Origin of the sequence: Allobosea sp. BK604 (assembly GCF_004341515.1) — a bacterium.
Lineage (GTDB): Bacteria > Pseudomonadota > Alphaproteobacteria > Rhizobiales > Beijerinckiaceae > Allobosea.
On record NZ_SLZF01000008.1, the window covers coordinates 124,391 to 136,045 of the forward strand.

General features: G+C 62.7%; 10 protein-coding genes. 2 read left to right on the forward strand and 8 right to left on the reverse strand.

Going from position 1 to position 11,655, the window contains the following annotated elements; all coding sequences use genetic code 11:
• Positions 1–24: 24 nt before the first annotated feature.
• A complete protein-coding gene (locus EV560_RS23810; protein ID WP_131858319.1) occupies positions 25–354 on the reverse strand; it encodes a hypothetical protein in 330 nt (109 codons plus the stop codon).
• Positions 355–612: 258 nt separating this feature from the next.
• Here EV560_RS23810 and EV560_RS23815 point away from each other — a divergent pair, with 258 nt between their 5' ends.
• Positions 613–966, forward strand: a complete 354-nt coding sequence (locus EV560_RS23815; protein ID WP_131858320.1) for a hypothetical protein — start codon at positions 613–615, stop codon at positions 964–966.
• Positions 967–1,348: 382 nt separating this feature from the next.
• Here the strand turns inward: EV560_RS23815 and EV560_RS23820 are convergent, their stop codons facing one another.
• The 6 genes from EV560_RS23820 to EV560_RS23845 form a co-directional block, all read right to left on the reverse strand.
• Complete coding sequence (locus tag EV560_RS23820; RefSeq protein ID WP_207908108.1) at positions 1,349–2,683, reverse strand: glycoside hydrolase family 130 protein; 1,335 nt, start codon at positions 2,681–2,683, stop codon at positions 1,349–1,351.
• A gap of 49 nt (positions 2,684–2,732) precedes the next feature.
• Positions 2,733–5,021, reverse strand: coding sequence for a glycosyltransferase family 4 protein (locus EV560_RS23825; protein WP_131858321.1), 2,289 nt, complete (start codon positions 5,019–5,021; stop codon positions 2,733–2,735).
• Positions 5,018–6,067, reverse strand: coding sequence for a class I mannose-6-phosphate isomerase (locus EV560_RS23830; protein WP_348982260.1), 1,050 nt, complete (start codon positions 6,065–6,067; stop codon positions 5,018–5,020). The genes EV560_RS23825 and EV560_RS23830 overlap by 4 nt, the downstream gene beginning before the upstream one ends.
• Positions 6,064–6,372, reverse strand: a complete 309-nt coding sequence (locus EV560_RS23835; RefSeq protein ID WP_131858322.1) for a hypothetical protein — start codon at positions 6,370–6,372, stop codon at positions 6,064–6,066. Before EV560_RS23835 ends, EV560_RS23830 begins: the two co-directional genes overlap by 4 nt.
• A gap of 348 nt (positions 6,373–6,720) precedes the next feature.
• Positions 6,721–7,728, reverse strand: a complete 1,008-nt coding sequence (locus EV560_RS23840; RefSeq protein WP_131858323.1) for a glycosyltransferase family 4 protein — start codon at positions 7,726–7,728, stop codon at positions 6,721–6,723.
• A gap of 24 nt (positions 7,729–7,752) precedes the next feature.
• A complete protein-coding gene (locus tag EV560_RS23845; protein WP_131858324.1) occupies positions 7,753–9,351 on the reverse strand; it encodes an alpha-amylase family glycosyl hydrolase in 1,599 nt (532 codons plus the stop codon).
• 229 nt (positions 9,352–9,580) lie between these two features.
• On the opposite strand from EV560_RS23845, the gene EV560_RS23850 reads away from it, so the two are divergent.
• The gene (locus EV560_RS23850) at positions 9,581–9,877 is read left to right on the forward strand and encodes a hypothetical protein (RefSeq protein ID WP_131858325.1); all 297 of its coding nucleotides are present in this window, start codon (positions 9,581–9,583) and stop codon (positions 9,875–9,877) included.
• A 1,085-nt stretch (positions 9,878–10,962) separates the two neighbouring features.
• Here EV560_RS23850 and EV560_RS23855 read toward each other — a convergent pair.
• The gene (locus EV560_RS23855) at positions 10,963–11,616 is read right to left on the reverse strand and encodes a GntR family transcriptional regulator (RefSeq protein ID WP_131858326.1); all 654 of its coding nucleotides are present in this window, start codon (positions 11,614–11,616) and stop codon (positions 10,963–10,965) included.
• Positions 11,617–11,655: the final 39 nt, after the last annotated feature.

Below are 11,655 nucleotides of genomic sequence, written 5' to 3' on the forward strand. Positions count from 1 at the left end.
GGCCGCCGAGGGCAACCAAGCGGTCTATAAAATTAAATTATCAGTTGATGGCTCGGCTACATGACCGGGTCCAACAGTTCCTGCAGCTCGGTCCTGCGAGGCAATCTTCTCGATGGCGCTCTGATCTGCAAGTTGGTCAATGTCACCGACAAAAGTCAGGTCAACGTCGCTATGCGTCGTTACTCTCAGCATAAGCTCGCCGCCGTCCTCCAGGATATATCTGAATTTGTCCGCAAATTCCTGGGGATCGATCCGGCTGAGATCACCGAATAAAGTCCCATGACAACGCGATCGATCTTTCAGGATCGCGAGGCAATACGCCAAAGGCACCGCGGTTCCATCGCGCAGGATCATCCTGCCCTGCCCAGATCGCATCATGATTCCCGTTTGGGCTACACCAGAGCGTCGCTCCGAGACAACGCGCACAAACTCAGCGCTGACCCACTCAGCGCTTTTCCGGGTGGATACGCAACAAATCATTGCCCGTGGCCGCGGCTGCTCTTCAGAGGAATCCAAATAATTCCGCGTTAGATAAAAAGTGAACGCCCAGATCCAAAAAGTGTTATTGTCATCTACGGGAGTTTTTTCTTCCGGTTGTGAAAGACAAATCCCATGAAAATCCCAGCAGAACTGAAGCCGGCCGCCTGGGGCGCCGTCGGCGGAGCTGTCGCGCTTGCAATCATCGGCTTCAGCTGGGGCGGCTGGGTAACCCAGAGCACGGCGGAACGCGACGCCAAGACGCGCGCGGACGCCGCCATCGTCGCAGCTCTTTCGCCGATCTGTGTGGTCAAGTTCCAGCAGCAGGCCAACGCGACCGAACAACTCGCCGAGCTCAAGAAGATCGGCTCCTGGCAACAGGGCGATTTCATTGCGAAGGGCGGATGGGCGACAATGCCCGGCAGTTCCTCGCCCGCTGCAGATGTAGCCAAGGCTTGTGCCGTCGCCCTCGGTCTCAACAAGACCTAGGACGCTTCAACTTTATGCGGTTCGCGCGGTGGCAGCCCGGGCGAACCGTCGGGCTGAACTCTGGGCCTTAAGCAGGCGCGGCCAGATTGTTGGCTTTTGACGGACATCCTGCCCAGATCCAGAGGGCAGCTGGCCCGGCCCATTCCCGCACGCGCCAGCGATATTGTCGGCTGCTCACATGGGGGCAGAGCATTTTCGAGCGAAGTGGACACCGGTTCGCGTGAAGACAATGCGTCAAAACAAATAGATCGAGAATTTTCGCGATTCGGAGAAACGCGGACATGCTCGAGCTGCGTTCGGTCCATCCGGGCCGGGCGACTTCGCGCGGACGGCAGGCACCGGTCGAGCGCCCGATCACGAAGGTCGCGAGGCCGCAGCTATCTCACCCGTCCAAGGCCTTAAGCAGCGCAGCGATCTTGATCGTCGCAAAATTGCAGAAAGTGTCGGAGACCGCGTAGGGCAGGACGATCTGGTCGTTATACCGGATGGCCCCGCAGGTATAGACGACGTTTGGAACATAGCCCTCCCGCTCGGACGGGTCCGGTCGGACCAGAGGCTCGCGTGAGCGCGCCAGCACCTTGGACGGATCGGCCTTGTCGAGCAGAACCGCCCCGATCGCGTATTTGCGGACGGGACCCACGCCATGAGTCAGCAGTAGCCAGCCTTCGTCGAGCTCGATCGGGGAGCCGCAATTGCCAATCTGCACGAACTCCCATGGAAATTTCGGCTTCAGGATCGCAACGCCACCATCCCATGAGTAGAGGTCGTCCGAATAGATCAGGTAGAGGTTCTCGTTGTCCTGCCGGCCGATCATCGCATATCTGCCGTCGAGCCTGCGGGGAAACAGCGCCATGCCCTTGTTCTGGGCGGCGGTTCCGTTGAGAGGCGACATCCGGAAGGACAAGAAGTCGCGGGTCTCGATCAGCTCGGACCTGATCGCCTTTCCGCTATAGGCCGTAAAGGTCGCGTAGAAGAGCTTTTGCCCGCCATCGTCGAATTCGACGAAACGGGCGTCCTCGATGCCGTTCGACTGCGAGAGCGTGACAGGAAAGATCACCCGCTCGCTGATATCCTCGTCAGGATTGAAGGCGACATCGACTGTCTCGCCGTTCGGGCCGGGTACGCGATCCAGCACCTTCGGAACCGAGGCGAGGCGAGCCGTGGGATCGATGTTCACGCTGCCATCGGCTGCGACGAAGCCCGAGCGAAACGTCAGGGACGACACATGTCCCTCGCCCACGCCGCGAAGGCTGAGGATGAAGCAATGCCCACCTTCGGGGGCGCCCGACTGGTCGGGATGCGACACGATGCTGGGATTGAAGAGGGCGGCCGCTTCGAAGGAATATTCGTGCAGGAAGTAGGCGCCGATCAACTGCCTTTGCGTCGTGGTGAAATCGACATGCGACGCAAAGGCGTCTTCCATTTCACCGGCACGAGCCTCGAATGTCGCGAGCAGGTTGCGGTGGCGTCCTTGGAAATTCTCGAGGACGTCACGCAATTGTGTTGCCGCCGTCTCGGGATTGAGCGCCAGGACCCGGTCGACGATATGGTTCGCCCGCGACTTGTCGGTCGCGTTGAGGTCGCGGGGTTCGACTGCCGGCTTGAACGGGCGCACGACGACCCTTGCCGGATCGGGCCGCAGAAAAAGCGCCTGCCGGTTCAGGAACGTAGCTTGTGACAAGGCGCCCTCAGGTGGTTCGAGCAGGATCGCGGGCATCGACAAGGCCGTATCCGGCCCTCATTGGAGCATGCCCGGGACATATGAATTAAAGGGCGCTTAGAACGCGAAGCGGCGCCGGCTTGGCGCGATCCGCGCTGACGCGGGCAAGCTGACGAATCTCGGCGAGACTAAGAAGGTAGGACACGACGGACTCGCCGCCCCTGTTCTCGTTGGCGCGGTCCGGGTGGAGCCCATCGCGGCAGCTGCCGGTTTCCAGGTCGACCAGCGGCACCGAAAGGTCGTTCTCGCCCAGGAACCAACCGAAAGCGCGCGACGCTTCGGTCTTCCATGCGCCGATGCCATCCGCACGCCAGGCAGCAAGGCAGGCCGAGATTGTCGCCGTAGCTTCCAGGGCTTGCTGGTCGAAGGGCAGCGGCGGGCGCCGTTGGTCGCCAAAGCTCTCGGTGCCGACTGGCCTGAAGAAGCCGGCGGGGGTCGTCTGCAGCGTCATCAACCAGCGCAACGATCTCAGACCAGCGTCGATATAGCCCGAGGTTTCGGTCGAGAGCCCAGTCAGGAGCAGCGCCTGGGGTAAGCGCGCATTGTCATAAGCCAACCCATCCTCGAACCAGACCCAGTCCTTCGTCTCGACTGTCGCCAGCATGGCCGTCAATCTGTCGGCCAGGAGGCGTCGGAGACGCAAGGTCAAGCAATCCGCCTCGGTGACGGCGCAGTAGGCATCCAGGCCCAGCAGGGCAAAGGCCCAGGCGCGGGGCGAGTGGAAGCCTTCGACGGCGGGCAGCGCCAGCTCGAACAGGGCGGCAGCCCAGCGTCGCCGCGATGGGCTGACATCGCTGCGAGCGCACTCGCCCAGAGCCCAGAGCGTCCGCCCATGGCTGTCCTCCGAGCCTTTGTCCTCGAGCCAACGCCGATCGAAACTCATGAAGTTCCGGAACTGCCGCAGATCGGGATTCCACGCATGCTGGACGAAGGCGGCGAAGCGGGATGTCAGGGCTTCGGACAGGCGCTGTTCGCCGGGATTGTTGAGCGCGCAGGCGAGCAGCAGCGCGCGGGCATTGTCGTCGACACAATAGCCGTGGGACCGGTCCGGCACCGAATGGACCGCATGCTGAAAAAGCCCGGTATCGTCGCACATGGAGAGAAGATGCGAGATCTGCATCTCGGGCGGCTTGCGGATGTCGCGTGAGAATTCACCCTTGTCGACCCTCGGGATGACCTTCAGCCGATAGGCGCGCGTGGTCGCCTCGAAGACGGCGAGGTAACGCTCGGCGATACGTTCCCACGTCATTGACCGGCTATCCGCGTAGGCCCGCTCGCGCATGGCCTGCCGGCGGACATCGTCGGTCAGCAATCCCGCGATCGCGCCGCCAATGGCGGGAGAATCTCCGAAGGGCACGAGGATGCCGCGGCCACCGGCCAGCAGTTCCTGCGCGTGCCAGTAAGGCGTCGAGACCACCGCCTTCCCGAGCCCGAAGCTATAGGCCAAGGTGCCCGAGGTCATCTGCGCCTCGTTGAGATAGGGCGTGACGTAGACATCGCACATCGAGATGAAGTCGAGCAGCGTCGACTGGTCGACGAAGTGATCTAGAAACACGACGTTGCTCTCGACGCCGAGATTTCGCACGCGCGCCAAAAGGCTCTCGCGATAGGCCTCGCCTTGTTCCCGGACGAGGTTGGGATGCGTCGCGCCGAGCACGACATAGACGGCATCGGGCCGGCTCTTCAGGATCGACGGCATGGCGTCGATCATCACCTCGATGCCCTTGTTCGGAGAGAGAAGCCCGAATGTCAGGATGACCGACTTGCCGCTGAAGCCGAGCTCGGCCTTCGCGTCGTCGGGCGCGGCGAAGGCGAAGTCCGGAATGCCATGCGGGATGACCTCGATCTTATCGGCTGGAACCCGATAGACGGTGCGCAGCAGCACCTTGCCCTTCTCGGTCATGACGACGACCCGCGAGGACGCATCGACGATCGCGTCCATGACGCGGCGCTGCACCGGCGTCGGTTCGGCAAGCACGGTGTGCAAGGTGGTGATGACGGGAATGGTCAGGCGCGACAGCAGCACCAAGAGGTGACTGCCTGCCTCCCCGCCGAAGATCCCGAACTCGTGCTGGAGGGAGACGGCGTCGAACCGGCCGGCATTCAGAAACTCCGCGGCCTCGACATAGTCGCCGATCCGGTCGTCGCTGATCTGGTAGTTGACTGCGGCCGGATAGTCATAGGCGTCACCGTGATCGTTCATCGCCACGATCGAAGTCTCGACGCTCAGGCTCGTGGCCGAGATTGCCTGCTGCAAATCCGTCGTGAAGGTCGCGATACCGCAGCGGCGTGGCAGCGAGTTTCCGATGAAGGCTATCCGGTTAGGGCGGGTCATGGTCGCGCCTCCGTTGAGCGAGATCGCGAACCCGCCATTGCTGTTTGGGGATCAGGCTGCCGCACGGTGTGCGGGAGCGAAGCGGGCAGGTCCTGTCCATCGCGCTGATGCAGGAGGTTGTGGCTGGGCTCGGTGGCGAGATAGGCAACGAGTGCCTTGAGTCCCTGCCGTCCGGCCCTGATCCGGGCATGTTCGTCGTCAAGGAAGATCGCCTCGCCGACGAAGGCGTTCATGAGCCCGATCCGCGCGTCGCCCTCGATGACGAGCAGCCAGGTCTCATGCTCGGCTCGGAGGTCCCAGTTCGATTGAGGCGGCAACTCGAACCGTTCGAGGACAAAATATGGGCTGACGGCGAGCAGGGCCCTGGCATTCGTCAGGCGCTTCGCTGCCTCCTGTCGCCGGGCCGATCGCGCATCGGCGACTGCCACCGCATTATCGATATGGAGCTCGCGCTGCCGGCCGTAGTCGAAGAGGCGGAAGGTCGCGTCGCTGCTCTGCTGGATCTCGGCGATCACGAGTCCCGGGCCAATGGCGTGGATCGTGCCGGCGGGCACGAAGACGACGTCGTCCTTCTGCACGCGGTGCCATTGGACCAGCTCAGAGATCGAGCCGTCCGCGATTGCGCCACGCAGCTCGGGCGCGGTGAGCTGCCGCTTCAGCCCGATGGCGACTTCGGCGCCGGGGTCTGCGGACAGGATGTACCAGGCCTCGGTCTTGCCATTCGGCAGTCCGATGGAGCGCGCGAAGGCGTCGTCCGGGTGGACCTGGATCGACAGGGTTTCCGTCGTGAACAGCAGTTTTAGGAGGAGGGCCGTCTCGGGCGCCCTCGCGCCACTGCGCTGGAACCAGAGTTCGCCGATTGCAGCCCCGCTGGCGGCTATCTCGCTCCAGGGCGCCAGATCGGTGCTTCCCCAGGGCTTCCGAACGGCCAGCGTCGAGGCATGTTCGAGCGTCATCAGAACCTCCTGGTTCACGCCGCTCGGATCGGGTCGACCGGAGGCGGACGATGGTCTCGTCGCTTGGTATCCGCCGCCCGGGGCGGTCAATGACGCCAACTTCGTAGCGCGCTCGGCAGTTCGCCGGTCACGTCCACATGGGCGACGTCGCTCGCCCGGGGCAGCTTCCTTTCCGAGAATGTGAGATCGAGGCGGCGACCGTCATCGGTCAGGAGCTGAAGGTCCTTGCGGCCGAAGACCTCCTTGAGGATGGGGGCAGCGAGTTGGATCTCTCCGCAGCTTGTGACGCCGACGGGCTGGCTGAAAAAGCCGTCGAAGTCATAGAAGGTGCGTCCGATCTCCTTGCCCCTGGAGGTCAGCGTGCCATTTCCTGAAATTCCGCCGAGATAGTGCAATTGCTCGATCCTTTGCCTGTGAAAAACGCGAGCTAGGCCCGCTCATCCGTCTTAAGCGCGGCCGCCAGCTCGTCGCGATCGACGAGGCGACAATGCATGACGGCACAGCCGACAAAGCCGGTGCCATGCAAAATTCGTCGGAAGCATAGGTCTTCTGCCCATCGAGTGATGGGATGCCGATATCGCATTTTCAGACGAGGAAATTGATCGCATTCATGCGCAGGAATTGCGCCATTATGGATCGAAAAACGATTTATCGACTGCCCCAACATGAGGTCTGGAAAGGTACAATACAAGAATGAGTTGGCGTTTTATTTTTGGAAACACCTACCGATATCACGAACAACATCAGCCGATGATCGAGTGATACAGCTGCAAGTACTGATCGGCCATGTGCTCCACCGTGAATCGCGCGGTGATCGCCGCCCGGCAGGCGGCGCGATCGATCTCGCCGATCCGACCGATCGCCGCGACGGCTTCGTCAAGGCTGTCGACCAGGAAGCCGGTCACGCCATGCTCGATCAGCTCGGGCATCGAGCCGCGCCGAGAGGCGATGACCGGCGTGCCGCACGCGAGCGCCTCGACGACCGACAGCCCGAACGGCTCCTCGAAATTGACGAGGTGGAGTAGCGCGCGCGCCGAGCCCAAGGCCCGCGTGCGGGCCTCGCCCCCGACCGGCCCCCGATAGATCACGGAGTGGCCATCGAGCGCCGGCGCGACCTGCGCGTCGTAATAGTCCTGGTCCTGGACGATGCCGGCCATGACCAGCCGCCGCCCGGCGCGCCCGGCCGCCGCGATCGCCTCGGCCGCCCCCTTGTCGGGATGGATGCGACCGAAGAAGAGCAGATCTTCGCTGCCCTCGGGGTCGAAGGGGAAATCCTCCAGCCGTAGGCCGTGATGGATCGTCGCCGCATAGCGCAGGTCCGGGTGCCGGTCTGCAGCGCTGATCGCGACATAGTGGACGCGATCTTCATAGGCCTTGAAGGCGGGCAGGATGCGATCCGATGAGAAGCCGTGAATCGTCGTCACCATCGGCGTCGCTACCAGCCGCGAGAAGGTGAGAGGCACGAAATCGGCTTGGTTGTGGATGAGGTCGAACTCGCCCGCGCGCTCGAAGACATGGGCGACATGGAGCATCTCCCAGACCTTGGCGTCGATCGTGGGATCCTCGGAATAGGCGGCCGGGCAAACCCCGGCCAGCGTGCCCGCAGTCAGGCTGTCCTTGGTCGCGAACAGGGTGACGTCGACGCCGCGCGTGACGAGCGCCTCGGTCAGCAGGCTCGTCACCAGCTCCCAAGGACCGTAATGGCGCGGCGGCGTCCGCCACGAGATCGGCGCCAGCATGGCGATGCGCAAGCGATCATCCTTTTTGTGTTTTGCTCATGCGGGCGCGAGGATCACGCCCTCATTCGGTCGCAACCGCAGGGCGCGGCCTTCGATCTGCGCAGGGCCGGGAATGGTGGAGAGAAGCGGCGGACAACCACCGGCCCAATCCGGCAGATCGAGATGTTGCACCTGCGCGCCGAGATTGAGCGCCACGACCAGCCGCTGCGCCCCCTGCCGGCGCTCATAAGCAAGCACATCGCCCGCGGAGTCCAGCAAGGCGAAATCGCCGATCGCCAGCGCCGGATGCGCGCGCCTGGCGGTCAGCAATTGGCGATAGAGCGCCAGAATTGAAGCGGGATCCTCCGCCATCACAGCGACATTGCGTGTCGGCCAGTCCTCATGAAGCGGCAACCAGGGACGAGCCGTGCTGAAGCCGGCATTCTCGCTCGCATCCCATGCCATCGGCGTGCGGACCGGGTCGCGACCCAGGCCGAGTCCGGGCTCGCGCAACTCGCGAGGATCCCGAACTCGTTCATATGGAATCGCGACGTCGCTCAGACCAAGCTCGTCGCCATAGTAGAGGGTGGGCGTGCCCCGCAGCGTCAGCAACAGCATCGCTGCGACGCGCGCCTGCGCTTGCCCACGCTTGGCTGCGACACGCGGCCGGTCATGATTGCCGAGCACCCAGTTCGGCCAGCCGCCGGGCGGCAGCGCCGCCTCGTAATCGGCGATGAGTCTTGCCAGCGCGCGCGCCTCCCACGGGGCATCGATCAACTGGAAATTGAACGGAAGGTGGACCTCGGCGCGCTCCCCGCCGTAGTACGGCATCAGCCGCTCGACCGGCAGATAGATCTCGCCGATCAGCACGCGCTCGTCGCCTGTGGCGCTGTAGCCGCCTGCGATGTCGCGCATCGCGGCGGCGATCGCATGCACTTCGGGCTGGTCGGCTGAATGGAACTGGAGCACGCGGTGCATCTCGCCCATTCCGGGCTGCCAGGCAGGGTTCGGTGGATTGTCCGGAAAGTCCGCCGCCTTGATCATGTGCCAGAGCACGTCGATGCGGAAGCCATCCACGCCACGGTCGAACCAGAAGCGCAGGACGTCGTGCATCGCCACTTGTACGGCCGGATTGCGCCAGTTGAGGTCCGGCTGCTCCCTCAAGAAGGCGTGATAGTAGTATTGGCCGGTAGCTCCATCCCATTCCCAGGCCGAGCCGCCGAAATCGCTGATCCAGTTATTGGGCGGCCCGCCATCAGGAGCGGCATCGCGCCAGAGATACCAATCCCGCCGCGAATTGGTGCGTGAGGCTTGGCTTTCGACAAACCAGGCGTGCCGGTCGGAGGTATGGTTGGGCACGAAATCGAGCAGGAGCTTGAGCCCGCGAGCATGAGCCTGAGCCAGCAGTTCGTCGAAATCGGCAAGCGTGCCGAAGCGCGGATCGACATCGCAGTAATCGGCGACGTCATACCCGAAATCGGCCATGGGCGAGGAATAGATCGGCGAAATCCAGATCGCGTCGATGCCCAGGGCGGCCAGCGAGTCGAGCCGCTGCACAATGCCATTAAGGTCGCCGATGCCGTCTCCGTCCGAATCCTGGAAGGAGCGCGGATAGATTTGGTAGATTACGCCCGCCTGCCACCAGGGCGCGATCATATGTACGGAGCCATGACGATACTGGAAGTTATGGTCGGCGCCTTTGAAAAGAGAGATTGGGACCCGAAAGCCGCGCTCAAGATACCAGAGCGGTGCAATCGACCGGGTCTGGCGTCTCAAAGGCAATCCTCATCTTAGCGGTTCTGACGTCTGACCTCGCATCAATTCGACGCAGCAGAGGTGGTGCGCCCCGTCAGGAACAAAGTCACAGGGACATCGTTGGGTGTCCATGACCAATTCTCTCGGCTCCAGGCAGCCTCGCCTCACCGGCAATATCGATCATGCCGCGGAGCGGGACCACTTGCCCAGCCATCACGACATGGACCCGTCGCATCCGGCAGACTCGCCCGGCAACATCGTGCGCAAATCTCAGCAGCTGAAGGCGCGCGCCGCCGCAGGCCGGCATATCGACAAGACGCTCGCCAAAGTGCCGGTTTCCGACGAGGCAAAAGCCTCGCGAAAGGCCAAGCTCATCGACCTACCTGATGGCACGCCGCCCAAGCCACACGGCAAGAGAGCGGGATAGGTGGTCACCGATCACGGCACACCTCAGCCTATTCCATGCTCGCGATCTTCGTTCTATTGCCCGTGTTTTCTCCGAAACCCGGCGGCAGGCGCTGCGCATAAAGCGCCCGATCTCGGCAAGAGCGGTGTGGAGGTTGAGGAATGGTGCGTGCTTCATGCCCTTCATCGGCTCCAGCGCCTGACCCACTATGGATTTCTGCGTAACAGTGATGCCCATGCGGCTCTAGTTGCTTCGGAATAGCTCGGCGAGCGTCGTCTTAAGGTGTGGGCTTCCATGGCGTCAGCTCCTCCGCTGCGAGTCTTTCCGGTCTGCCGCTTCCTTTTCTAGCCGCTGCGCCTTTAGCCCAGCGGTCTTCGCGTCTAGGGCCTGGTTGGTGATCTCCGTTTCGGAGATAACACCATTGCGCGCCGACGATTGCGTCTGCGTCCTAGGAACGCATTTTCGACATTGGTGCGCAGCTTCGTAACGCGATGGCGTTATCCGAAACGGGTTAGCTCCCGTCTCGCCGCCAGTCGTTGAACTGGACTGCTGGTGAGTTGACTTAGCGGACGTCCGAAAAGGGCCATTGTCGCCCGTTGGCCAGTTTGCGAACTGGTCAGCCCGAAAGCCCGCTTCCAGGGTGTCGGCAAAGGGCTCTCCTGCAATGCAAAAGTTTCCAGAGACAGCGGCAGCCGGCCCATTACGCTTTGGCTATGGGATGCAACGCGGGGACTTCAACCGGTTGGTGGCCCGAGGCCAAGGCTGCTTTGGCAAATGGGTGGCCTTGGACCCCAAATCGATTGAGGTGCACGCCTGCCTGTTGCACAGCCATCCTCGCGCAGCGTCGAACGCATCACGACTCTGACCAGATTGCTGATTCTCTCGGTGAGTCCTCCGAAGATGCATAACGAGCGAAAAACGGAGGGCTTAGTTACGCCAAGCCTCCCCTTCTAGCTATGTATTCCGATGTATGTTCGCATCGTAGGGCGAGAGCGCCCAAGCCTCTGGTCAAATTGACCTATCACCCAAGAACACGAGATGTATGTACGTTCAGGGTATAAGTCCATCAGGGCCCGCTTTGCTTTCTGCGGGAGCCTTGGCAGGCTTCACTGGGGCTTTCGCAACAGGTCGAGGTCCAGCCGTTCGCGGGCGCGGGCGACGTGGCGGCGCATCAGGCTTTCGGCGAGGTCGGCATCGCGCTGTTGCAGGGCGCGGACGATCTGGCGGTGCTCTTCGATGGCGCCCTCGTAGTGATCAGGGATCTGCCCGGTCCGGGCGCGGTAGAGCCTCAGGCGGTAATAGAGATCGAGGCAGAGCAGATCGCGCAGGTACTCGTTCCCGCAATTCTCGGCGATACGATAGTGCAGGTCGGAGCGTGCCGGCGTGTTCGCATGCGCGAGGATGCGGGTCTCGATGCAATCGTCCAGATCCTTGAGCTGTGCATCCGTCATGTTCTGCGCCGCCAGGCGGCAGGCGAAGCCCTCCATGACCTCGCGCATCTGCAGGATGTCGTGGATCTCGCGATCGGTGAGATCGATGATCACGACGCCCTGCTGGCGGATGCGTTTGACGAGCTTGCGCCCTTCGAGGCGGCTCAGGGCCTCGCGTAACGGGCCTCTGCTGATGCCCAGCCGGATCGCGAGCTCGGCCTCGCTGACCTGCGCGCCCGGCGCGAGCTCCCCACTGAGGATCGCTCCGTCGAGCCGGTCATAGGCAAGATCGGCCAGACTCTTGAGGGTCAGCTTCTGCATCGTCGTCATGCGGCGCCTTTCTGCATGCTGTTGACAGTCGACTTACAA

Bases quoted from the DNA above. Each gene is read 5' to 3' on its own strand.
- EV560_RS23850 (WP_131858325.1), top strand. From the start codon at position 9,581: ATGACCAATTCTCTCGGCTCCAGGCAGCCTCGCCTCACCGGCAATATC.
- EV560_RS23820 (WP_207908108.1), bottom strand. From the start codon at position 2,683: ATGCCCGCGATCCTGCTCGAACCACCTGAGGGCGCCTTGTCACAAGCT.
- EV560_RS23845 (WP_131858324.1), bottom strand. From the start codon at position 9,351: ATGATCGCGCCCTGGTGGCAGGCGGGCGTAATCTACCAAATCTATCCG.
- EV560_RS23815 (WP_131858320.1), top strand. From the start codon at position 613: ATGAAAATCCCAGCAGAACTGAAGCCGGCCGCCTGGGGCGCCGTCGGC.
- EV560_RS23810 (WP_131858319.1), bottom strand. From the start codon at position 354: ATGATCCTGCGCGATGGAACCGCGGTGCCTTTGGCGTATTGCCTCGCG.
- EV560_RS23825 (WP_131858321.1), bottom strand. From the start codon at position 5,021: ATGACCCGCCCTAACCGGATAGCCTTCATCGGAAACTCGCTGCCACGC.
- EV560_RS23855 (WP_131858326.1), bottom strand. From the start codon at position 11,616: ATGACGACGATGCAGAAGCTGACCCTCAAGAGTCTGGCCGATCTTGCC.